Origin of the sequence: Loktanella sp. PT4BL, assembly GCF_003201935.1 — a bacterium.
In the GTDB taxonomy this organism is placed as follows: domain Bacteria; phylum Pseudomonadota; class Alphaproteobacteria; order Rhodobacterales; family Rhodobacteraceae; genus Yoonia.
Map to the genome: position 1 here is coordinate 394,023 of NZ_QJJL01000003.1, position 22,085 is coordinate 416,107.

The 22,085-nt window shown below is 59.3% G+C and carries 20 protein-coding genes; 2 read left to right on the forward strand and 18 right to left on the reverse strand.

The annotated features are described in order from the left end of the window. Nucleotides 1–21 precede the first annotated feature (21 nt). From C7964_RS11720 to C7964_RS11755, 8 genes are all read right to left on the reverse strand, one after another. Complete coding sequence (locus tag C7964_RS11720) at nt 22–843, reverse strand: SMP-30/gluconolactonase/LRE family protein (protein WP_110279838.1); 822 nt, start codon at nt 841–843, stop codon at nt 22–24. Continuing rightward, nucleotides 840–1,445, reverse strand: a complete 606-nt coding sequence (locus C7964_RS11725) for a 2-dehydro-3-deoxy-6-phosphogalactonate aldolase (protein ID WP_110279839.1) — start codon at nt 1,443–1,445, stop codon at nt 840–842. The genes C7964_RS11720 and C7964_RS11725 overlap by 4 nt, the downstream gene beginning before the upstream one ends. A 3-nt stretch (nt 1,446–1,448) precedes the next feature. Further along, on the reverse strand, nt 1,449–2,354 hold the full coding sequence (locus tag C7964_RS11730) for a 2-dehydro-3-deoxygalactonokinase (protein WP_110279840.1): 906 nt from the start codon (nt 2,352–2,354) through the stop codon (nt 1,449–1,451). Continuing rightward, on the reverse strand, nt 2,351–3,109 hold the full coding sequence (locus tag C7964_RS11735) for an SDR family NAD(P)-dependent oxidoreductase (RefSeq protein ID WP_110279841.1): 759 nt from the start codon (nt 3,107–3,109) through the stop codon (nt 2,351–2,353). The genes C7964_RS11730 and C7964_RS11735 overlap by 4 nt, the downstream gene beginning before the upstream one ends. After that, entirely contained in the window at nt 3,106–5,187 is a 2,082-nt protein-coding gene (locus C7964_RS11740) for an alpha-galactosidase (protein ID WP_110279842.1), read from the reverse strand. The genes C7964_RS11735 and C7964_RS11740 overlap by 4 nt, the downstream gene beginning before the upstream one ends. A 5-nt stretch (nt 5,188–5,192) precedes the next feature. Beyond that, nucleotides 5,193–6,041, reverse strand: a complete 849-nt coding sequence (locus tag C7964_RS11745; protein WP_110279843.1) for a carbohydrate ABC transporter permease — start codon at nt 6,039–6,041, stop codon at nt 5,193–5,195. Continuing rightward, the gene (locus tag C7964_RS11750; protein WP_110279844.1) at nt 6,041–6,994 is read right to left on the reverse strand and encodes a carbohydrate ABC transporter permease; all 954 of its coding nucleotides are present in this window, start codon (nt 6,992–6,994) and stop codon (nt 6,041–6,043) included. Before C7964_RS11750 ends, C7964_RS11745 begins: the two co-directional genes overlap by 1 nt. A 127-nt stretch (nt 6,995–7,121) precedes the next feature. After that, nucleotides 7,122–8,384 (reverse strand): ABC transporter substrate-binding protein, encoded by a 1,263-nt coding sequence (locus tag C7964_RS11755; RefSeq protein ID WP_110279845.1) that lies wholly within the window; start codon nt 8,382–8,384, stop codon nt 7,122–7,124. 135 nt (nt 8,385–8,519) lie between these two features. Between C7964_RS11755 and C7964_RS11760 the strand changes: the two genes are divergently transcribed. Then, nucleotides 8,520–9,350: an IclR family transcriptional regulator gene (locus tag C7964_RS11760; RefSeq protein ID WP_286163914.1), complete on the forward strand. Its 831-nt coding sequence runs from the start codon at nt 8,520–8,522 to the stop codon at nt 9,348–9,350. Nucleotides 9,351–9,353: 3 nt separating this feature from the next. Then, entirely contained in the window at nt 9,354–10,415 is a 1,062-nt protein-coding gene (locus tag C7964_RS11765; RefSeq protein ID WP_110279846.1) for an ABC transporter ATP-binding protein, read from the forward strand. A gap of 69 nt (nt 10,416–10,484) precedes the next feature. Here C7964_RS11765 and C7964_RS11770 read toward each other — a convergent pair whose 3' ends face one another. The 10 genes from C7964_RS11770 to pdxR all read right to left on the reverse strand — a co-directional run bounded on the left by C7964_RS11770 (nt 10,485) and on the right by pdxR (nt 22,033). After that, complete coding sequence (locus C7964_RS11770; RefSeq protein WP_110279847.1) at nt 10,485–11,357, reverse strand: dimethyl sulfoxide reductase anchor subunit family protein; 873 nt, start codon at nt 11,355–11,357, stop codon at nt 10,485–10,487. After that, a complete protein-coding gene (locus C7964_RS11775; protein ID WP_110279848.1) occupies nt 11,357–12,118 on the reverse strand; it encodes a 4Fe-4S dicluster domain-containing protein in 762 nt (253 codons plus the stop codon). The genes C7964_RS11770 and C7964_RS11775 overlap by 1 nt, the downstream gene beginning before the upstream one ends. Then, a complete protein-coding gene (locus tag C7964_RS11780) occupies nt 12,115–12,294 on the reverse strand; it encodes a hypothetical protein (RefSeq protein WP_110279849.1) in 180 nt (59 codons plus the stop codon). The genes C7964_RS11775 and C7964_RS11780 overlap by 4 nt, the downstream gene beginning before the upstream one ends. Next, nucleotides 12,291–15,116 carry a molybdopterin oxidoreductase family protein gene (locus C7964_RS11785; RefSeq protein WP_110279850.1) on the reverse strand — a complete coding sequence of 942 codons (2,826 nt, stop codon included), beginning with the start codon at nt 15,114–15,116 and terminating at the stop codon, nt 12,291–12,293. The genes C7964_RS11780 and C7964_RS11785 overlap by 4 nt, the downstream gene beginning before the upstream one ends. An 11-nt stretch (nt 15,117–15,127) precedes the next feature. Beyond that, on the reverse strand, nt 15,128–15,892 hold the full coding sequence (locus C7964_RS11790) for a sulfite exporter TauE/SafE family protein (RefSeq protein ID WP_110279851.1): 765 nt from the start codon (nt 15,890–15,892) through the stop codon (nt 15,128–15,130). After that, nucleotides 15,893–16,957 carry an acetate/propionate family kinase gene (locus C7964_RS11795; protein WP_110280249.1) on the reverse strand — a complete coding sequence of 355 codons (1,065 nt, stop codon included), beginning with the start codon at nt 16,955–16,957 and terminating at the stop codon, nt 15,893–15,895. Further along, nucleotides 16,954–17,889 (reverse strand): phosphate acyltransferase, encoded by a 936-nt coding sequence (locus C7964_RS11800; RefSeq protein WP_110279852.1) that lies wholly within the window; start codon nt 17,887–17,889, stop codon nt 16,954–16,956. The genes C7964_RS11795 and C7964_RS11800 overlap by 4 nt, the downstream gene beginning before the upstream one ends. 1 nt (nt 17,890) lies before the next feature. Beyond that, complete coding sequence (locus C7964_RS11805) at nt 17,891–18,637, reverse strand: sulfite exporter TauE/SafE family protein (RefSeq protein ID WP_502693566.1); 747 nt, start codon at nt 18,635–18,637, stop codon at nt 17,891–17,893. Between the two features lie 2 nt (nt 18,638–18,639). Then, nucleotides 18,640–20,412: a sulfoacetaldehyde acetyltransferase gene (gene xsc / locus C7964_RS11810; protein WP_110279854.1), complete on the reverse strand. Its 1,773-nt coding sequence runs from the start codon at nt 20,410–20,412 to the stop codon at nt 18,640–18,642. Between the two features lie 160 nt (nt 20,413–20,572). Continuing rightward, nucleotides 20,573–22,033 (reverse strand): MocR-like pyridoxine biosynthesis transcription factor PdxR, encoded by a 1,461-nt coding sequence (pdxR, locus tag C7964_RS11815; protein WP_110279855.1) that lies wholly within the window; start codon nt 22,031–22,033, stop codon nt 20,573–20,575. Between the last annotated feature and the right edge of the window lie 52 nt (nt 22,034–22,085).

Genomic DNA, 22,085 nt, shown 5'->3' on the forward strand with positions numbered 1-22,085 from the left:
CTTGAGAGATTGGGGTGCGGTTTAGAGGATAACCTGATGTTCGGCTTGTCCAGCAGCCTTCGTCGGGACGGCAAATGTTTTACCCTGCTCAGGGCCCTCTAGCCCCACGGCGGCACTGGTGCAGAACAGCGTTTGCAAATCGTCGCCGCCAAATGCCGGACAAGAGGTTTGGCGCGCAGCAAAATTGTAGCTCTCAAGGAAACCCCCGGACGGGTCATAGACGGCCACCCGCCCGACACCCCATTGCGCGTTCCACAGGTTGCCTGCGGCATCGACGACCGCGCCGTCAGGTCGGAACGGTGTGCGGCTGAGGTCGATGTGCAGCACTGGTTCGCCCTTGGGCCAGCCGTTGTCATCAAGCGCCACGCGCATGATCTGTTGCGTCGGCGTGTCGGTGAAATAGGCGGTTTTGCCATCAGGCGCGAAACAGATCGCATTGGAAATCGTGATCTCGGGGTAAAGCTGGCGCAGCTCGCCTTTATGGTAGCGATAGATCGCGCCAGCGCCGTCTTCGGCATCAATTCCCATGGTTCCGATCCAGAAACCACCCTGCGGGTCTGCGCGGCCGTCGTTCGAGCGCGTGACCGGATTGTCGGCCTCCAGTGGCGTGATGATCTCGGTTTCTCCGGTCGAGATATCAAAATGCATCAACGCGGTGCTGGACGCGATCAGCAGGGTGCTTTCACTGGTCCAGCCGGCGGCACTGACATAGGTGTCAAACTGCCAGTGCTGGCCTTTCGTGTGCAGACGTTTTCCCAGAATATCAAACCAGAACAGTTGCTTGCGCAAAGGATGCCAGAGCGGTCCTTCACCAAGCTGGCACTGGGTGTCATCGTAAATCATGTCGCAGCCGCATCATAGGCGGCGACCATATCGCGCGCCCTTGCTGCGACGTCGGCCACCGAAAAACCGGGTTTGTAAAGGGCAGAGCCAATGCCGAACCCATCCGCCGAAGCGGCCATCCATTCCGCAAAGTTGTCAGCCCCTGCGCCACCCACTGCATAGACCTGTGTGCCTACCGGCAACACCGCGCGGATTGCCTTGATGCCTTCAGGGCCAAGCAGACTGGCGGGAAAGATCTTGAGCCCGTCAGCACCCGCTTTCAGGGCCGCAAAGCACTCTGTCGGGGTCATGACCCCGGGCCAGCTTTGCATACCGGCGGTCTTGGTGGCGACGATCACGCGCTGGTCGCAGTTGGGCGAAACCACAAGCTTGCCACCCGCCTGCGCCACGCGCCCCACATCGTCGGTCGACAGCACTGTGCCTGCGCCGATCAGGGCGTCCGCGCCGTAGGCATCGGCCATCGCCTTGATGCTGGCGAAGGGATCCGGCGAATTCAGCGGCACTTCGATCTTCGTGATGCCTGCATCAATCAGGGCGGCGGCCATGGGGGCTGCCTCGTTTGGTGTCACGCCGCGCAAAATCGCGATCAGGGGGCGATGCATATGTTATCCTTTCAGGCGCTGATAAGCGGCCGTCAGGCCAGCCAGTGTGATCGTCGCCGCATTGACTTGGGTTGCGGGTGCGGCCTGTGTTGCCAAAGCATCGACATAGAGCTTTGACAATTTGCTTTCCCCGATCACCGCGATGTGCTGGCCAAGCCAATAGGGTTTTGCCGCGGCCAGTTCCGTGCCGATCAGCAGGCCGGACAGTTGCGCACGTGCCGCTGTCCCCGCCATATCGTTCAGCAACCCGTTGGCACGCAGTGAAAACAGCCGTGCGGCAAGGCGTTCAGGGCGCGACAGACCCATATCGAGCCCTTCGGCAAAAGCGGCATCATCCCAGCCATCGGCGGCGACCGAGTGGCGCAGTACCGTTTGCGTAGAGAGGGTGTCAAAGAGTTCACCGGTCATGAAGGTCTGAAAGCTGACAACTTCATCCGCGCTGACATGGACCCATTTGGTATGGGTCCCCGGCAGACAGATCACCCCGTCCCAATTCTTGTTACGCGCGAGAAAGCCGGTGACTTGCGTTTCTTCGCCACGCATCACGTCAGCGGGGGACATCTGCTTGATGCCGGGAATGACATAGACGGTCAGGTCAGGATGCGTCACGGGCGCTTGAACCAACCCTTCGGGCAACGTGGCGCAGGGGACCGCGGCATAAGGGGCCTCGACCCAGCCCTGGCGTGATCCGACCATGCCGCAGGCCATCACGGTTGTCGGGCCGTCAATCCAGTCCTGGACGACAGAGAGCAGGGCTGCCTCAAAATCTTCACGGCGCAGCTTGCCCATGCCTTGATCGGAACTGGCTTCAGCCAGAACCGTGCCGCTGGCCGACAAGGCCCAGGCACGCATGTTGCTGGTGCCCCAGTCCACGGCGATCCAATCGGCTTTGATCTGTGCTTGGGTCATCCGGTTCCTACCACGCCTGCGTCGATTACAATGGTCTGCCCCGTCATCATAGCGGAAGCAGAAGAGGCTAAAAACAGTGTCCCGCCGACCATATCTTCGGGACGCATGAATTCCTGCAGGCATTGCTTTTCCAGAAACGCTGCTTTGGAGGCGGGTGTCGCCCACATGGTTTCCTGCTTTTCGGTAAAGACCCAACCGGGGGCAATGGCGTTCACGCGGATACCTTTCGGTCCCCATTCACGGGCCAGCGCGCGGGACATGCCTGTGATGCCCGCATTGGCGGTCACATAAGGCACCATGCCTGCCAAGCCCATCAGATAGGTGATCGAGGAATAGTTGATGATGGACCCTTTCGGGGCCATCAGAGCCGCAGCCTTCTGGCATGCAAAGAAATAGGCTTTCGCGTTGATTGCATGCTGGCTGTCCCAATCCGCCTCGGAAATCTCCAACGCGTCATATCGCATATCGTTTGCGGCGTTGTTGACCAACGCGTTCAAGGGGCCATGCGCTGCAACTGCCTGATCCATGGCGGACTGAAGGGCGGGCAAGTCGGTGATGTCGCACTGGATGAAAAGCGGCGCGGTGCCGTGTTTGTCGCCCATCTCGCGCACAAATGCCGTGGCATCCGAGCGCCCCACAAAGGCGACACGTGCCCCCTGTGCCAGAAAACCATCGGTGAGCGCGGCACCAATGCCGTTGCCGCCACCTGTGATAAAGACCGAGGCACCTTTGAGGTCATGGAAGGTCGCGTTCATAGCCGCGCTCCTTCCACGACCCACATGCGTTCGGGAAAGGACCATGGCAAGGTAACGCCGTGGCGCATCAGATAGGCACCGGAGAGTTCAAGCGGGGCATCCTTCAGCGCTGGTGTCCCCCGTGACAGGTGATGCAGATCCTCGCGGTTGATCAGGTCGATGCGGTACATCGCATCGGGGTCCAGACCGGTCAGGCGCAACGGGCGCGGGGAAATCTGGGCGCTGGTTGCGGCCTTGCCTGCAAAAACCACAAAGCGCTCCTTGTCGCGGGCCAGTTGCTGCTCGGCGATGACCGCAGGATCGGCACTATCAAGGCGCAGAATATCGGCCATTTGCATCCAGTGGCGGTTGGCTTTCCACCAGCCTGTCACCTGCGTGAGCACCGCCGTTTCGCGTGCGTCCAATTCACGCGGGTCCATCTCGAACCCCATATGGCGCTGGGCTGCAACCCATGCGCGGAATGTGATATCGAGGGTGCGCCCCGACGTATGGCAATGGCGTGGGCCAACGTGGCTGCCGGTGACGGACAATGGCAGAAACAAAGCCGCGTCATGCTGGATGCGTAGCCGTTCCAGCGCATCGTTGCTGTCAGAGAGCCAGACACGTTGGGTGCGTTGCAGGATGCCAAAGTCGATCCGGCCACCGCCCGAGGCACAGCTTTCGATCTCGACGTCAGGAAAATCCGTGCGCAGCCTGTCGATCAGCGCATAAGACCCACGGGTTTGCGATGCATCGGGCATCGGCAGTACGCGGTTGTGGTCCCATTTGATATAGTCGATGGCGTGGTCGCGCAGGATCGTGGACATCCGCTCATAGAGATAGTCGCGCACCGCTGGCAGTGCCATGTTCAGCGCTTTTTGCTGGCGGCCAAGGGTCTGGTCCTCGCTGCCTAACACCCAATCGGGGTGCGCGCGGTGAATGTCGCTGTCCTCGTTGATCATCTCGGGTTCGAACCAGATGCCGAAGGTCATGCCAAGCCCGTGCACATGTTCGATCAACGGGTGCAGGCCGTCGGGGTATTTGCGCGGATCGACCGTCCAGTCCGAGAGGCTGCGGGTGTCGTCATCGCGGTTGCCGAACCAGCCGTCATCCAGCACAAAGCGTTCGGCCCCCAGCGCGGCCGCGCGATCAGCGATGTCTTTCAGAACAGGCAGTTTATGGTCGAAATAAACGGCCTCCCAGCAATTATAGTGCACAGGGCGCGGCGCGTCCGGCTTGGGCCAGGTCACGATCCGGTCGCGCAGGTGGCGTTGGAAGGCAACGGCGCAGCCGTTCAGTCCGGTGTCTGAATACGAGATATAGAGCGGCGCGGTTTTGAACTGTGTCGCTGCTTGCGGTTCCATGCTGGCCGCGTGCCCCCATTGGATCTGGCGGCGGCCGTCCTGCAATTCTTCGGCAATCATCTTGTGCCCGCCGGACCAGCCATAATGAAAGGCATAGGCCTCGCCTTGGGTATTGGTGGCACCACGGCAAGGTACGATCAAGCCTGGAAAGTGCTCGTGCCCTGTGCGGCCCGTGCGGTTTTCACGGTAACGCATCCCGGGTGCCCAAGCGGTGCGGGACAGCTGGAATTCGCCACACCACCGCCCCGACACGTCTATCATCTCGTCAGATTGCTGCGGTGCGGGCAGGACGGGGGCGGCAAGCCAGTGCAGATGCACAGGGCGGGTCGCATCGAGTGTGGTCTGGCAGGTGATCACGTGCGTGTCTTGATCGCTTTCAAAGCGCACGGTCAGCGTCAGCCCGTTGTCTTTGTCTTTGTAGGTGAGTTCCAGCGCACCGTTCTGCGCAACGCTCTCGAAACAGAACTTGGGCAGCAAGGGTGTTCCGTCGCTGTCGCGCAGAATCAGACCGGGTTGGCCGGGAAAACTGCGCGTGGCTTCGGGGCATACGGACAGGTCCGGATTTTCGTCCAGCATCCCGCCTGTGACATCAATCCTGTGGGCCGCCTGCAAGGTGTCGAGGTTTTCCCCCACTGGCAGCAGCGCACCCCAATAGACGACTTCAGGCAGTCGGTCGTTGCGGGCCGCCAGCACAAGGGTCTGACGGCCATCGTCGATACGGTAGGTTCGGTTCATCGTGGTTACTTTACTGCTCCGAGGGTGAGGCCCGCGATAAAGTGTTTCTGCATCAAAAAGAACATCGCGACAGGCGGCAAAGCAGCCACGATCGAGCCCGCGCTCATCAGGTGATAGGCGGCGCGGTACTGTGAATTGAACTCGGTGATACCGGCGGTAACGGGTTGCGCATCCGGTCCTTGGGTCAGGACAACAGCCCAGAAATAATCGTTCCAGATGAAGGTAAAGATCAGTACGGCAAGCGCTGCGAGCGCGGGCTTCATCAAAGGCAGGACGACGAACAGGAAGATGCGCCATTCGGCGATGCCTTCAACGCGCGCGGCCTCAATCAAGGGGAAGGGCAGGGCGCGGATAAAGTTGCGCATGAAAAGTGTGCAGAACCCGGTCTGAAAGGCGATGTGGAACAGCACCAGACCTGTTTTGGTATCATAGAGGTTCAGGCTCAGTGTCAGGTCCCGCACGGGCACCATCAGGATCTGGAACGGGACAAAGTTGCCCGCAATGAAGATGAAGAAGATCAGCAGATTGCCTTTGAACTTGTAAACGCCCAGTGCAAAACCGGCCATGGCAGACAGCGCCACTGCCCCGATTACTGTGGGGATCGTGATGAAGAGCGAATTCCACAGATAGCGCGGCATGTTCGACTCAAAAAACACGCGCCCATAGTTCGAGAAGGCCTCAAAACTGCTGGGGATGCCCCAGTAGTTGCCGCTTACGAAATCGGATTCGGGTTTGATCGAAAAGTTGGCGACGGCAATGAGGGGCAGCAGCCAGATGATCAACATCACCGGCAAGAGCACCTGATACGAGATCTGCCACGTGCGCGAGGTCTTTGCGATTGGGGTGGGAAACATCAGCGTGCTCCCTTTTCGTCTTGGTACATCGCGTAAAGGAAGTAGGTGATGAACCCCAGCATGATGAAGAACAGGATCACGGCAATGGCCGCACCATAGCCCATGCGGAACCCGAATTCGGATAGCGATTCCTCGAACATATAGAACGACAGCACACGGGTTGATCCGAAAGGCCCGCCATTGGTCATGACGCTGATCAGGTCGAACGACCGCAGGGCGCCGATGATGGTGACGACAAAGGCGATAAAGGTCGCAGGCTTAAGCTGGGGCAGGATCACATACCACAGCATCTTCGGACCCTTCGCGCCATCAAGGCGCGCGGCCTCGACCTGTTCGGGATCAACGGCGTTCAGACCCGTCAGATAGAGGATCATGCAGTATGCCGTCTGTGGCCACAGGCCAGCCGCGATAATGCCGTAGGTTGCCAATGTCGGATCGCCCAGCACGTTGATCGGGCCTGCACCAAAGAAACCAAGGATCGCGTTCAAAAGCCCTTCGCGCGGCAGGTAGAACCAGCTGAACACCAGACCCACAACGACCTGGCTGATGACAAAAGGGAAAAAGAACATCGACTTGTAAAAGCGGATGCCTGTGACGGTCTGGTTGAGGAAAAGCGCAATAAAGAGGCCTGCGGGGATCGCCAGCAGATAGAGCACCAGCCATTTGAGGTTGTTCCAGAACGACACCGAAAACTTGCGGTCAACATTGGCGTCACCCCAGCCAAGCAGGCGTTCGTAGTTGGCGGTGCCGACCCATGTTTTCTCGCCCAGACCGTCCCATTCATGCAGTGAAATCCAGAACGACTGGCCGATAGGGATGATGACGTAGATCGCAAAAAAGATCATCGCCGGCAGCAGGAACAGCCACGGGGTGATCGCAATCTCGTTGCGCTTGTACCAGCCGCGCTGCGGCCTGCTTGCGTGGGTGCTTGGAACGGCGGGTGACACCGACATGGCGTTTCTCCTGCTGGGTCAACACATGTGAAAACCACAGGTGGGCTTGCAGATGGGTTGCGGGCGTAGGTTGCACCCACCCTACGAAAGGGTGGGTGCGGTAGGGTGGGTACAACCCACCGTAACGTTAGTTGTAGATGCGCTGACGTGTTTCTTCGAGACGCATCAGGATGTCGTCAAGGTTGTCAGGGAACACCATGAACTCTTGCAGGCCTTCCATGCCGACAGACGCCATTTCGGCATCAAAGTCGCGATCAAAGAACTGCATGATCCCGCCGCCTGCATTGTTCGACAGCATATCAAAGCCCTGCGCGAGGAACTTGTCATTGTCGATCGATGCGTTGGCGTTCACGGGCAGCTGACCCAGAGCGTCGCCTGCGTTGATTTTGGTCTGCACATCGGCTGAGGTCACGAAACGCAGGAACTCTTTGGCTGCGTCCATGTTTTGCGCACCTGATGCGATATGGAACGTATCAGTCGGAGCGTCCTCGGCATAGTCGACGTCCGCGTTGATGACAGGGAACTGGTAGAAATCCAGTTGGTCATCGGTCAGGCCGCCGTCACGCATTGCGGCAACCGCAAAGTTACCCATCAGGTAAGCGGCTGCTTCACCGTTGACCATGAAGGGCAAGGCTTCTTGCCAGCTATAGGTCTGATGGTCGTCGATGAATGCGCCCATGTCGATCAGTTCGCGCCAGTTGGCGAAAGTCTGGCGGACGCGATCGTCTGTCCATTCGACTTCACCGCGTGCGAGCGCCATGTGGAAATCATAACCGTTGGTGCGCGAGTTGATGTAGTCGAACCAGCCGCCTGCGGTCCAAAGGAACTTGGTGCCGATGGTGTAGCATTTGATACCGTTGTCGAGCAGTGTCTGGCAGTTTGCGAGCTCTTCTTCCCAGTTTGTCGGCTCGGACAGGCCAAACTGGTCAAAGATGTCTTTGCGGTAGTAAACGCCCCACTGGTAGTATGTGTAAGGCACGCCCCACTGCGCGCCGTCAAGTGTCATCGCGCCTTTGGTCGATGCCAGTGCTTCGAATTCAGGCTCGGCCCAGAGATCGGAGATGTCTGCAAAGAGGCCCGCATCGACATAAGGACGCATCCGGTTGGCGGCATACCAGTTCACAACATCCGGCGGGTTCGCGCCCAGCGCGTTGCGGATCTGCGTTTTCCATGCTTCGCGGTCAACGATGGTCAGGTTGACTTCGAGGTTCGGGTGCAGCGCATCAAAATCGGCTGCCAGACCTTCCATCACTGCACGTGGTGCGGGGTTGGACATGTCAGATATGATATTCAGCTCTCCGGACAGTCCGTGAGCGTCTGCAGCCGCGGATGACGCGGTAACGCCAGCAGCGACCAACGCCGCGAGCGACGTTTTCAAAATGGAATGCATGGTTTCCTCCCAGTATGCTTCCGTGTGTAAACAGGTTTCATTATTTGAAACTTGGTTTTGGATGTTGATACTAAACCGCGAACAGGCTAGCCTTGTCAACAGTCGAAGGCAGCACCATGAGGAGATCGGTGCGAAATGCCCAAATTGACCAAGGGAGGATACATGGGGCGTGTGACCGGTGACGGCACAGTTGGAAAAGCGCTTGAGGTGCTGGATCAGGTTGCGGCCTTCGGGCGGCCTGTGCGTTTTGGCGAGCTTTTGGCGCAGTCCGATTTCCCCAAGCCCACTTTGTACAGGTTTGTACAGACCCTCACCAATCAACAGATGCTGGCCTACGACCCGGAACGGCAGACCTATACGCCGGGCCTGAGACTGGTGCGTCTGGCCCATACAGCTTGGGATCAATCGACACTCGCCCCTGTGGCGCGTCCGCATCTGGATGCGCTCAGCAAGGCCGTGGGCGAGACTGTGCACCTGGCGCAACTGGATCATGCGCAGGTGCTCTATATCGACAAGCGCAACGCGAATAAGCCGGTGCAGATGTACAGTCAGGCGGGCAAGGTCGGGCCTGCTTATTGCACAGGTGTCGGCAAGGTGATGTTGGCGTTTCTGGATGAGGATGCCATCGAGAGTGTCATCGAACAGCAATCCTTCCACGGCTTTACGGAGCACACGCTTGATAGCGCCGATGCGCTGCGGGCCGAACTGCATGATATTCGCCAGAACGGATATGGCTTCGATCGCGAAGAGCATGAGCCGGGAATCATCTGTGTCGCCATGCCTATCCTGACCTCGGCCGGCCGCGTGTTGGGTGCGCTTTCGGTCACCAGCACGACCAGCCGTACCAATCTTGCAGGGTTGGAAGCCTATGTGCCGATCCTGCGCGAGACGGCCGATAAAATTACACGGGATGCCCAGAACTGGAGCTTTCCGGACTACCAGACAAAAGAAACAACAGGGATATAAGCCATGTCAGGTGTAACGCTGAAGAACGTCATCAAGCGCTATGGCGATGTACAGGTCATTCACGGCATTGACCTTGAAATCGCGGATGGCGAATTCTGCGTTTTTGTCGGCCCGTCGGGCTGTGGCAAGTCGACGCTTTTGCGTATGGTTGCGGGGCTAGAGGAGACCACCGAAGGCGCGATGCATATCGGAGATCGGGATGTCACGCGCATGGACCCCTCTGAGCGCGGTGTCGCGATGGTGTTCCAGACCTACGCGCTCTATCCGCATATGACCGTCAAGGACAACATGGGGTTTGGCCTGAAAATGAACGGCCATCCCAAAGCCGAGATCGCGGCCAAAGTGGCCGAGGCGACGCGGATTTTGAAACTTGAACCTTACCTGGATCGCAAACCCGCGGCCCTGTCCGGTGGCCAGCGCCAGCGCGTGTCGATTGGTCGCGCCATTGTGCGGGGGCCCGAGGTGTTCTTGTTCGATGAACCCCTTTCCAACCTTGACGCTGAACTGCGGGTCGAGATGCGTGTCGAGATTGCGCGTCTGCACAAGGAAATCGGCGCCACGATGATTTATGTGACCCATGATCAGGTCGAGGCGATGACATTGGCCGACAAGATCGTCGTGCTGCGTCTGGGTGTGATCGAGCAAGTGGGCGCGCCGATGGATCTCTACCGCGATCCGGACAACAAGTTTGTGGCGGGCTTTATCGGATCACCCGCGATGAATTTTGTGAGCGGTATGGTCAAGGGCGGCAGTGTTGACGCACCGGGTTTGGCCGCCCGCTATGACGGCTTGGTCAGCACGGCCTATGAAGGCAAGGCTGTCAGCGTAGGCGCGCGCCCCGAGCATATCGTCATTGATCCCGATGGGGATACGCATACGGTTGAATTGACCGAGAGCCTTGGTGGGGTCTCATTCGCCTATCTGACATCCGCAACGGGCGAGCGCATTGTTGTGGAAGAGCGCGGGGACGAACGGACCGCTGAAGGGGCCCGCGTCGGGATCAGGATTGATCCAAACCGCATTTTTCTCTTTGACGCGGAAACAGAACTGCGCATCCGGAGCTGAGGGTGGCGGGGGCTTTGCCCCCGGCCCTGCGGGCCTCCCCCAGGATATTTTCGGGCCAATAATAACGGGTCAGCGTTTGCCGTAGTAAAGGCCCACGACATGCTCGGCTTGGGCGAAGAACAGCCAGCGGAGCGTGAGCACGCCTGTGATATGGCTGAGAACCGCCAGTACGGCAAGAATGTGGTTGAACGGCAAAAGCAGCAAGATCACCGGAAGGACGAAGGCCAGAGCGATCGTGATGATGCGCAGTTTGTCGGCGTGTTTGCGCCCGACCTGATAGATAAATTCGCGCATCAGATAGTTGGTGCCGGTGTGCGGAGGCTCGAACGCGCGGACCTTGCCGATGTGGCCGAGGCCGGTCGCGGTTGCCATGTCTGTACCGGAGGTCTGGAAACGGGTGTCGCCCGAGAGCCATGCAAAGACTTGCAGGGCAGCGCCTAGGACGAAGAGCACGGTTGCGATGGTGACTTGCCCCGATAAGAGCGCGCCGCCGCCGACAGACAGCAGCAAGTACATTGCCGGTGTTGTCCAGTGCCGCCAGCGCGGGACGGTTTTCATCTGCGCGTAGATCATCGACGTTGTGAAGACCACACCCAGCGATGCCAGCCCGCCGATGACCCCGATGAGCGCCAGCCGTGTCTCTGCAAAGACCAGACCGGCACCGTAGACCGCCATGACGATCAGCGCAAAGACTGCGCAAATGCCTTCACGGCTGAGCCAGCTGGTTTTCCATTGGCTGAAGGCTTTGATCGCGCGTTCGGGGTGGCCGAGGTGGAATGTCGAGGCAATCAACCCGCCCACCGCAAAGAGATAGGCGATGGTGAACCAGATGAACGCGCCCATCCCGGTCGGTACGATTGCGCCCATGCCAAGCCAGAAGAGCAGGCCGAAGCCGAGGCCCGAGAATGTGTTGAAAATGATAACAGAAGCTGCGGGATGCATTATTTGGCTCCTCCGGGCAGGGATGAGAGGGCTTTGTCGAGCCAGCCGACAAAGCCCTTGCCGTCGCTGGCGATGGGCTCAAGGTAGGGGGCCAGCACGTCGAACTCGGGCATTTCGTCTTTGGGGCGGGGGGGCAGGTATTTGTTGACCGGCTTGGTGCCTTGTTCGGGCATCAGATCAAACCCGCCGCGTTCGGCCACCAGTTTTGACACGTCGCTGTCTGCATCGCCCAGATCGCCAAAGTGGCGGGCACCGGCAGGGCAGGTGCGCACGCAAGCGGGCTGGCGGTCTTCTTCGGGGAGGTTTTCGTTATAGATGCGGTCCACGCAGAGGGTGCATTTCTTCATCACCCCTTCCTTGGCGTCCAGTTCCCGCGCGCCGTAAGGGCAGGCCCATGCGCAAAGACCGCAGCCGATGCAGTCACTTTCGTTGACCAGAACGATGCCGTCCTCGGCGCGTTTATAGCTGGCCCCTGTCGGGCAGACAGTGACGCAGGGCGCGTCTTCGCAATGCAGGCAGGATTTGGGGAAATGGATGAGTTGGGCTTCGCCCGCTGCCGGTTGCACCTCATAGGAGTGGACGCGGTTGAGGAACGTGCCAGATGGATCGGCACCATAGGCATTTTGATCCGACAGTGGCGCGCCATAATTTTCGGTGTTCCAGCCTTTGCATGAGACGACACAGGCATGGCAGCCCACACAGGTATCAAGGTCGATCACGAGGCCGAGTTTTTTAGCGGAAGGTGGCGGGAGTTGGGTCATAGCTTTGTCCCTGTTGCAAGCACCGGAGCCTCCGGCGGAAGTATTTCAGGCAAGATGATAAGGGTCGTCTGGTCGCCGCCTTTGCGGTTGTCCCATGTGGCGATGTACCAGATGAAACTGCCCAAAGTCAGGGCGACGAAGGCTGCGATGATCAAGAGCACTTGTCGGTTGGTCATTTGCCGACCTTCCATGCGAGATTTTTCGGTCCTTTGGGGACCGGTGATTTGATCGCCGGCATGACCGGCTGGGCCTCGTTCGGCACGGCGGATTTCTCGATCTTGACCCGCAGGTCGAACCATGCGGCTTGCCCTGTGATCGGATCGGAGTTGGCCCAGCGCAGACCATCACCTTTGGGTGGCAGCAATTCGTGGATCAGGTGGTTGAGCAGGAAACCCTTGGTGGCCTCGGGTGCCTTTTCATCCAGCGCCCATGCGCCTTTGCGTTTTCCGATCGCATTCCATGTCCAGACGGTATTGGGGTTGAGCGACGCCTGATGGGCGACAGGGACGGTGATGGACCCGTGCACCGAGGAAACGCATGCCCAGTCGCCTTCCTGAAAGCCGTTGGCCTCCCAGATCTTTGTCGGCACATAAAGCGGGTTATGCCCGTGGATCTGCCGGAGCCAGGCGTTTTGTGTGCCCCATGAATGGTACATCGCCATAGGCCGTTGGGTCAGCGCGTGGATCGGGTATTCGACCGGATCGGCGTGTCCGTCCTCAAGCGGGGGGTACCAGAACGGGAGCGGGTCCATCGTCAGCTTCAGGCGTTCACGCAGATGTTCGGGCGGTTGGCGCGTGCCGATACCTTCGGCGGCGGCCTGGAATTTGCGCAGAGGTTCGACGTAAAGCTGGAAGATGTAGGGTTGGACCACATCATAGAACCCCATCTTCACGGCCCAGTCCTGATACTCCATGCTGAACGGTTTGTAGTAAGCTGCGTTTTCAGGAACGTGTTCGATCCAGAAGCCGCCGTTGTCGATGTAGTTCTGGATCTGGTCGGGGTTCACTTCGCCGCGACCTTTGCCTGTTCCGTCTGCATTGCGGAAACCGGCCAGCGGGCCGACGCCGGGGCGACGGATGTGGTTGGTGATATAATCGGCGTAGTCCGCATATTTCTGGCTGCCGTCTTCGTTCACAAACCCGGGCAGGCCGAGCCGCGCGCCCAGATCGCAGAGCACAGACTGGAACCCGCGCACATCACGGTCAGGCTCGACCACGGGCCAGCGGATCGCATCGGCCACGCCGTCGGCCTCGCAGATCGGGCGGTCGAGCAGCGAAATACAGTCGTGCCGTTCCAGATAGGTCGTGTCAGGCAGGATCAGATCGGCGTAGGCCACCATTTCCGAGGAGTAGGCATCGGAGTAGATGATCTTGGGGATCACATAGTCGCCGTTTTCATCCTTATCGGTCAGCATTTTATGCACGCCGCCCACGTTCATGGAGGAGTTCCAGGACATATTCGCCATATACATGAATAGCGTGTCGATCTTGTAGGGCACACCCGCGTGCGCGTTCGAGATCACCATATGCATCAGGCCGTGCGCCGACATGGGGTTTTCCCATGAATAGGCCTTGTCGATGCGGGTGGGGTTACCTTCTGCATCCAGCAAGAGGTCTTCCGGCCCTTGGGTATAGCCAAGGTGCGGGCCGTCAAGCGCGGCACCGGGGGTGACTTTGCCATGCGGCTTGGGGTGGGCTGTGGCCGGTTTGGGGTAGGGCGGTTTGAAACGCATACCACCGGGGACTTCGACCGACCCGAGCAGGATTTGCAGCACGTGCAGCGCACGGCAGGTCTGGAACCCGTTGGAATGCGCGGAAATTCCGCGCATTGCGTGGAAGCTGACAGGGCGACCAATCATCTTGTCGTGTTTTTTGCCCCGGAAGTCAGTCCATGGGCGGTCAAGCTCAATCGCTTCGTTAAAGGCAACGCGGGCCAGATCGGCGGCGATCGCACGGATGCGCTGGGCAGAAATCCCGCACCGCTCGGCCACAGCTTCCGGCGCGTAGTCTTCGGATAGGTAGCGGTCCGCCATCTGGTGGAAAACGGGTCGGTGCGTGACACCTTTGGCGCGGTAGGTTGCGGCCAGATCGGGTTCGACCCCCTGACCGTTCCAAGGCGCCAGATCGCCGGTGCGCCGGTCGATGACCTGTGGTTGCCCGTCTTCATCGCGCAGGAACAGACCGAACTGTTCGGACTTCGGATCTTCGTTCACCAGCACGGAGGCGTTGGTGAAGCGCGCCAGATAGTCCAGATCGATTTTGCCCGCTTTCATCAGGCAGTGGACCATGGCGAGGATGAACAAGCCGTCCGTGCCGGGGGTAATACCCACCCAGTCATCGGCCACAGCGTTATAGCCTGTACGGATCGGGTTCACACCGATCATCCGCGCGCCGCGTGCCTTGAGTTTACCGATACCCATCTTGATGGGGTTGCTGTCGTGGTCTTCGGCCACGCCAAACAGCATGAAAAGCTTGGTATGGTCCCAATCGGGCTGGCCGAACTCCCAGAACGCGCCACCCATCGTATAGATGCCCGCCGCCGCCATATTGACCGAACAGAACCCGCCGTGGGCTGCATAGTTGGGGGTGCCGAAACCCTGTGCCCAGAAGCTGGTAAAGGATTGTGACTGGTCGCGGCCTGTGAAGAACGCGAGCTTTTCGGGAGCTTTTTCGCGGATCGGCGCCAGCCATTCGGTTGCCAGTGTCAGCGTCTCTTCCCAGCTGATCTCCTCGAACTCACCCGAGCCGCGTTCCCCCACGCGCTTGAGCGGTGCGCGCAGCCGTGAGGGTGCATTGTGTTGCATGATGCCGGCAGACCCTTTGGCACAAAGCACGCCCTGGTTCACGGGGTGGTCCTTGTTACCCTCGATATAGGCAACCTTGCCGTCTTTCATATGCACATTGATCCCGCAGCGGCAGGCACACATGTAGCAGGTCGTCTTGCGCACCTCGTCCGAGACTTTGGGCGATGTATCGAGTTGTGGCTGATCAAGTGACATCTGGAGACCTTTCAAGCGAATTGGGTGCGGACAAGGGCGGCACCTGCCAAAGCACAAAGCAGTGACAGGCAGGCAGGGCGATAGTAGGAGGCAAAACGCGGCGTGAACAGGCGTTGACCAAGGAACACACCGAGCGTTGTCGGGATAGCAAGGCTCAGGCCGCGTGCGGCAGCAGTACTGTTCATCACGCCGAACCAGAGCAGCATGATGAGCGAGGTCAGCGAACTGACAAACAGAAAGAGCACGAGGGCTGCACGCATTTTGGCAGCGGGCGCATCCTGCGAAAGCACATAGATCGCGATCACCATGCCGCCCACGCTGGCAAGACCTGTGACGATACCTGCGGCGATGCCCGAACCATAAAGCCCCGCTTTGGTTGCCAGAAACGCGAGCCGGATTTTGGCAAGTTGGGTCAGCGCAAGCGCAATAATGACTGTCAGAGCAATCAACTGGCTGGCTTCGACAGAGACAGAAGTCGTCAGTAGCAGACCGAAAGGTACGCCGATGGTTGATCCAATCACCAGGCCCATGACGATACCGCGGTCCGCCTCTTGCCATCCACCCCTTGCCATCAGCACCGAGGCGGTCATTTCAAGCCACCAGCAGATCGGGATGATTTGCACGGGCGGCAGGATGATGACGGCGCTTGCCATCACGACCGCCGAAAGCGCGAAGCCGGAAAACCCGCGCACGATCCCGGCCACAATCACGATCACCGTCAGGATCAGGAATTCCTGTCCTGTCAGATCAAGTGTTGCAAGCAGGCCGTCCATCATTCAGTGCCCCTGCGCAATCAGCGCCAGCGCATCGCGGGCGATTTGTTTTTCTTCGTCTGCGACGATGACATGCACCGGTACGCGGCCAAAGCAGGACAGCAATTCCATGATCCTGTCGCGTACAGGGGCCGCGTTTTCGCCGATACCGCCGGTGAAGGCGACAGCATCAAGCCCGCCCATCGCGACTATGGCTGATCCTGCATGACGGGCAGCCCAGTAGCAGAAATGTTCAACGGCGAATTTGGCGGCTTCGTCGGTGCGCTCAAGCAGCGTCTTCATGTTGTTTTCGCCTGCAAGCGCCTGCAAACCCGAAGTTTTGTTCAGCATCCGGTCGGTTTCATCTTCGCCGAGCGATTTGGACATGCGTAGCACCGCAGCCCCGTCAATATCGCCGGACCGAGTGCCCATCGTAAGTCCCGAGAGCGGAGAATATCCCATCGAGGTGGCGATCGACTTGCCGCCCTTGATCGCACAAAGGCTGGCCCCGTTGCCAAGGTGAAAGGCCAGCAGGTGCTCCGGCAATGCCGCGCCGAATTCGGCAACCATATTGGCATAGGACAGCCCGTGAAAGCCGTAGCGCCGGATGCCCGCATCATGGTGCATCTGCGGGATGGCATAGCGCGTCGCGACCTCGGGGTTGGTGGCGTGGAACGCTGTCCCGAAGCTGCAATATTGCGGCAGATCAGGGGCCAGTTTTTGCAAGGCATAGACGCCTGCAAGGTTGTTGGGGTTATGCAAAGGGGCAAGCGGGATCACGCTTTCAATAGTGGCAATCACCGGTGGGCGCAGGCGCGCGGGCGCTGTCATCACCGCGCCGCCATGAACAATCCTGTGCGCTGCGGCGGTAAAGGCGTTCAGCGGATAGCCCGCATCACGCAAGGCCGCCAGCATCAGGTCAAGCGCTTGCGCATGGTCTCGCGCCGCGACTGCACGTATGTGATCGCCCAGCCGCAATTCGCCCGCAGACCCAAGGTCCGTGACACGACCCGCAGTGACAGAGCGGAGCGCTTCATCAAAGACCTCGATCTTGAGCGAGGAGGAGCCTGCGTTCAAAACCAAGATCACTTTGGCAACCCGCAACTGATGGCGGCCAGGGCCGCAGAAGCGATCCGGGCCGCAGGTGGATCTGCGCGCGAGGTCAGGAGGATCGGCACTTTCGCACCGGTCACGATGCCTGCGGCACAACCGCCGGTCAGATAGACGAAGGCTTTGAACAGCGCGTTGCCGGAAACGATGTCGGGCACGATGATGGCATCGGCATGGCCCGCGACAGGATCGCCAGTCAGCTTCTTGGTCGCCGCCGCTTCGGGTGACATGATCAGGTCAAAGGCCAGCGGGCCAGAGACATCAATGCCTTCAACCTCTGCGCGCGCCCAGTCGGCCAGATCTTTGGCCTCCATCGATGAGGGAACGGAGGGAATGGCGCTTTCGGTCGCTGACAGGATCGCGATCTTCGGGCGGTCATTGCCCAGCTTGTTAAGTAGTTTTTTGATTTCGATAATTGACGACTGGCGCGTCTTGATATCGGGGGCCACGTTGACGGCCGCGTCCGAGATCAGGATCGGCTTGCCGCCATCGGGATGGGAAATGTGGAAGATATGCACAAAGCGCTGACCTGTGCGCAGCCCCGCATCGCGGGCCACGGCGGTTTTCATAAAGACATCGGTATGCAGCTGCCCTTTCATCAGGACGTCAGCTTCGCCTGCACCGCAAAGGGCAGCGGCTGTACGGCCGGCTTCTTCCTCGCCAGTGGTGTCGTGCAACTCGTAGCCCGAAATATCCCAATCGAGCCTTGCCGCCTCGGCGCGGATCATATCGGCCTCACCCACAAAAACGGGTACCATAATGCCGGCTTTGGTGGCGTCCTCGGCGGCTTCCATCGGCAGCGGCGATCCCGCACGTGCGATGGCGACGCGGGGGGCGCCAAAGCTTTGCGCGCGTTCAATCAGGTCTGCCGGGGCCTTTGCCTCACGGGTGGAAAGGAAGGGTGATGTCATTTTACATGCCTTTCAATACGCGCAAGAGCCCCAGAACCGAGAGCGTCATCAGCAGCATCACCGCAAAGCGCCTGAATGTCGAAGGGGAAGCGGAAAGAAACTGCCGTCCGCCCAGCCAGACACCCAGACCCAGCAAGGGAAACGCCATGACAAGGCCAATGGCGGTATCCCAGCTGACCAATCCGCCCGCCCACAAAAGCGGCAGGGTGATGATGTCGAGCCCCGTCAGGTAGACAATCATCGTGGCCCGAAAGGCTGCGGCCTGCATTGGTTGCGCGGACATGAAGGCTGCGACGGGCAAGCCGCCGATGCCCGCGCTGTTGCACGCCCCCGAGATCATACCGACCCCGCCGTGCCCCCATGCCCCGATCCGCCGCTGCAATGTCCAGCCGGACAGCAGCACCAGTGACATCACCAGTATGATCGAAGAGATCACGATCCGCGCGGTATCGGCACCCACCGACAGCATGACTGTAACCGAAAACGGCAGTGCAATCGCGGCCCCGCAAAGCATGTAAAGTACCCTGCGCCAGTCGACATGTCCGCGAATGCCGCGGGCCTGAAAGACTGTCATCAAGATTTCGCATGCAAAGACCACCGGGATCAAAGGAAGCGGGTTTGTGATGAGGGCTGCAAAAGCGATAAAGATCGCCGAGAACCCGAAACCCGAATAGCCCCGGACAAAGGCGGCCCCCAGCAAAGCAATTGCAAGGGCCGCCGCTGTGCCGGGGCCAAGGTCGAATGGCAAACCTATTCAGCTGCCATGTCGGAGGCGGAGATACCGGCCACTTTGACAGGCTTCTTCATGGCGTCGCGGCGGAAGGGTTCACCCAACTCCTGGTTCAGGATCACTTCGATCAGCGTGGTCTTGTTATTCTCCATCTGATCCTTGATCGCCTGGTTCAACAGCGCTGTCAGCTCTTCCATTGTTCTGGCTTGCACACCGATCAGGCCACAGGCCTGCGCGATGCCCGCGTAGGACACTTTCATGTCCAGTTCGGTGCCGACAAAGTTGTCGTCAAACCACAGGGTCGAGTTCCGCTTTTCCGCACCCCACTGGTAGTTGCGGAAGACGATCTGCGTGATGGCCGGCCACTCATCACGGCCAATCGCTGTCAGTTCGTTCACCGCGATACCAAAGGCACCGTCACCGGCAAAACCGATCACAGGCACATCAGGCTGGCCGATTTTCGCACCCACGATGGAAGGCAGGCCATAGCCGCACGGACCAAAGAGGCCAGGTGCCAGGTATTTGCGGCCTGTGGGGAAGCTTGGGTAGGCGTTGCCGATGGCGCAGTTATTGCCGATATCGGATGAAATGATCGCGTTTTCCGGCATTGCTGCCTGAATAGCGCGCCACGCCTGACGCGGTGACATCCAGTCAGGACGGGCCTGACGCGCACGCTCGTTCCATGTGGTGCCCGGATCGTCCTGCTCGTGGTCAAGGCTGGACAGTTCCTGCGCCCATGCCGATTTGGTCTGCGCGATCATTGCCTTGCGCTCTTCGCGGCCCGCGTCGCCTGCGGTGTCTGCAAGATGCGCTGTGATGCCTTTGGCAACCTTGGCGGCATCGCCGACGATGCCGACGGTGACCTTTTTGGTCAGGCCGATGCGGTCAGGGTTGATATCAACCTGAATGACCTTGGCATCCGTTGGCCAATAGTCGATGCCGTAACCCGGCAGTGTCGAGAACGGGTTCAGGCGCGTGCCAAGAGCCAGCACGACATCAGCCTTGCTGATCAGCTCCATGCCGGCTTTTGACCCGTTGTAGCCCAGCGGACCTGCAAACAGCGGGTGGTTGCCGGGGAACGCGTCGTTATGCTGGTAGCCCACGCAGACAGGTGCGTCGAGCGCTTCGGCCAGTACCTTGGAGGCCTCGATGCCGCCTTCGGCCAGAACGACGCCAGCCCCGTTCAGGATCACAGGGAACTTGGCGGTAGAGAGAAGCTCGGCGGCTTTCGCGATAGAGGTTTCACCACCCGGGCTGGATTCAAACTCGACCGGCTGTGGAATTTCGACATCGATCACCTGGGTCCAGAAATCACGCGGAATGTTGATTTGGGTCGGACCAGACAGACGCTTGGCCTTGGCGATGACACGGGCCAGAACCTCGCAGATGCGGGACGGATCACGGACTTCTTCCTGATAGGCCACACAGTCTTTGAACAGGTTCATCTGTTCCATTTCCTGAAAGCCACCCTGACCGATGGTCTTGTTGGCGGCCTGCGGTGTGACCAGCAAGCACGGGGTATGGTTCCAGTAGGCGGTCTTAACGGCAGTAACAAAGTTGGTGATGCCGGGACCGTTTTGCGCGATCATCATCGACATCTCGCCGGTGGCGCGGGTGTAACCGTCAGCCATCATTCCGGCCGAGCCTTCATGGGCACAGTCCCAGAATGTGATGCCCGCTGCCGGGAAAATATCAGAGATCGGCATCATGGCAGATCCGATGATCCCGAAGGCGTGGCGAATGCCGTGCGCCTGCAGCGTTTTGACGAATGCTTCTTCAGTGGTCATTTTCATGGCGGTGGGTCCTTCCCTAAATTCCAAAGAAAAAGGGAGCGCAGAATCCCCCCAATTTCGCTGTCATGACACTAGGTTCTGCACGGCGCTGGCGTTAGGTCCAGTTGCCCTGCGTTCCTAAGGCCAGAGTAAATTATTTTGAGACACTAAGTCTCAAAAATCAATAATTTTGGATCGCCTTGGCGATCAGGTTAATCCCTTCGGGGATGCGCGCCGAGGGAATTGATGAGTAGGCAAGCCGCAAGTATTCTGTTGGCGGGGTTTCACCTGCAAAGAACGGCGCGCCGGGTTCGACCAGGACGCTATCCGCCTGCAAGGTCTGTGCCAGAACGGTGGTGTCAATGCCCGCAGGTGTCTTGAGCCAGACGGATGATCCGCCATATGTCCCTTGTCCGGCAATCGTCAGCCCATGCTGATCAAGTGCGCTGACCAGCAGTTGCCGCCGTTCATGAAAGGTTTTGCTCATCCGGCGGATCAGCGCGTCATAGTGCCCCAAAGACAGATAATAACTGACAGTGCGTTGTATGTGACCGGGCGGGTGGCGCAGGACCGTGGCGCGCAAGGCGCGGGCTTCGCGGATGAAAGGGGCAGGACCCACCAGATAGCCAAGCCGCAGTCCCGGAAACAGCGACTTTGAAAACGACCCCACGTAGATCACGCGCCCGTTCTTATCGAGCGACTTGAGCGACGGTGATGGCGATTTCAGAAAGGACATCTCGAATTCGTAGTCATCCTCGACGATAATGAAATCCTCGGCTTCCGCTTTCTCCAGCAGGGCATTGCGCCGGTCCAGCGGCATTGTGGCGGCAGTCGGGCACTGGTGGCTGGGCGTTGTGAAAACGACATCCGTATCTTCGGGAAGGTTTTCGGGCGGCAGTCCGTCCTGATCAACGGGAACGACGCTCAGCTGGCAACGCGATTGCGTCAGGATCGTGCGCAGTGCGGGATAGCAGGGGTCTTCTATGGCCGCACGCCTGCGACTGTTCAACAGAACCTGCGCCGAAAGCCAAAGCGCATTTTGCGCGCCCATTGTCACGAGGATCTCATCAGGATTGGCGAGGATGCCACGCCTTGGCAGCGTCTGGCGCGCGATGAAATCAACCAGTTGCGGATCATCGCCATCAAAGTAATCCGAGGTGAGCGCGCTAAAGTCCCGCATTCCCAGCGCCCGCAAGGCACAAAGCCGCCAGTTTGCGCTGTCAAAAAGCGTTTTATCGGTCTGACCATAGATGAACTGGTAACGGTAATCGGCCCAGTTTGCCGGCTTGTCCATGCTCAGGCCTGGCGTAAACCGCTGGCCAATCGTTCGTGTCCAATCCACGGTACCGATGTTTGCGCGTTGTGCCGGAAAGGCGGGTGGCTCTGGGGCGTTGTCGGACACAAAATAGCCAGACCGCCCGCGCGATGTCAGATAGTCATCAGCCACCAGTTCGGTATAGGCCAGCGTTACAGTGATCCGGCTGACACCCAAATGCGCCGCCATCTTGCGCGACGACGGCAGCCGCTCGCCCGGGCGGATACGCCCCGCAAGAATACCCTGCGCCACCATTTGCTGGATACGCGCCTGCAAGGTCCCTTCGGCGGAAGGATCAAGAAAGAAAGTTTCGACGGATAAAGACATGGTCTGGCCTTAGGTTGCGCACCAGACTGGACTTATTTTCTGTCTACGGCAA

What these genes read in the sequence shown, in the direction of transcription:
- C7964_RS11735 (WP_110279841.1), bottom strand. Translation starts at nt 3,109, where the DNA reads ATGAACGCGACCTTCCATGACCTCAAAGGTGCCTCGGTCTTTATCACA.
- C7964_RS11740 (WP_110279842.1), bottom strand. Translation starts at nt 5,187, where the DNA reads ATGAACCGAACCTACCGTATCGACGATGGCCGTCAGACCCTTGTGCTG.
- C7964_RS11750 (WP_110279844.1), bottom strand. Translation starts at nt 6,994, where the DNA reads ATGTCGGTGTCACCCGCCGTTCCAAGCACCCACGCAAGCAGGCCGCAG.
- C7964_RS11790 (WP_110279851.1), bottom strand. Translation starts at nt 15,892, where the DNA reads ATGATGGACGGCCTGCTTGCAACACTTGATCTGACAGGACAGGAATTC.
- C7964_RS11755 (WP_110279845.1), bottom strand. Translation starts at nt 8,384, where the DNA reads ATGCATTCCATTTTGAAAACGTCGCTCGCGGCGTTGGTCGCTGCTGGC.
- pdxR (WP_110279855.1), bottom strand. Translation starts at nt 22,033, where the DNA reads ATGTCTTTATCCGTCGAAACTTTCTTTCTTGATCCTTCCGCCGAAGGG.
- C7964_RS11725 (WP_110279839.1), bottom strand. Translation starts at nt 1,445, where the DNA reads ATGCATCGCCCCCTGATCGCGATTTTGCGCGGCGTGACACCAAACGAG.
- C7964_RS11760 (WP_286163914.1), top strand. Translation starts at nt 8,520, where the DNA reads ATGCCCAAATTGACCAAGGGAGGATACATGGGGCGTGTGACCGGTGAC.
- C7964_RS11765 (WP_110279846.1), top strand. Translation starts at nt 9,354, where the DNA reads ATGTCAGGTGTAACGCTGAAGAACGTCATCAAGCGCTATGGCGATGTA.
- C7964_RS11800 (WP_110279852.1), bottom strand. Translation starts at nt 17,889, where the DNA reads ATGACATCACCCTTCCTTTCCACCCGTGAGGCAAAGGCCCCGGCAGAC.
- C7964_RS11785 (WP_110279850.1), bottom strand. Translation starts at nt 15,116, where the DNA reads ATGTCACTTGATCAGCCACAACTCGATACATCGCCCAAAGTCTCGGAC.
- C7964_RS11720 (WP_110279838.1), bottom strand. Translation starts at nt 843, where the DNA reads ATGATTTACGATGACACCCAGTGCCAGCTTGGTGAAGGACCGCTCTGG.
- C7964_RS11775 (WP_110279848.1), bottom strand. Translation starts at nt 12,118, where the DNA reads ATGACCCAACTCCCGCCACCTTCCGCTAAAAAACTCGGCCTCGTGATC.
- C7964_RS11745 (WP_110279843.1), bottom strand. Translation starts at nt 6,041, where the DNA reads ATGTTTCCCACCCCAATCGCAAAGACCTCGCGCACGTGGCAGATCTCG.
- xsc (WP_110279854.1), bottom strand. Translation starts at nt 20,412, where the DNA reads ATGAAAATGACCACTGAAGAAGCATTCGTCAAAACGCTGCAGGCGCAC.
- C7964_RS11780 (WP_110279849.1), bottom strand. Translation starts at nt 12,294, where the DNA reads ATGACCAACCGACAAGTGCTCTTGATCATCGCAGCCTTCGTCGCCCTG.
- C7964_RS11770 (WP_110279847.1), bottom strand. Translation starts at nt 11,357, where the DNA reads ATGCATCCCGCAGCTTCTGTTATCATTTTCAACACATTCTCGGGCCTC.
- C7964_RS11730 (WP_110279840.1), bottom strand. Translation starts at nt 2,354, where the DNA reads ATGACCCAAGCACAGATCAAAGCCGATTGGATCGCCGTGGACTGGGGC.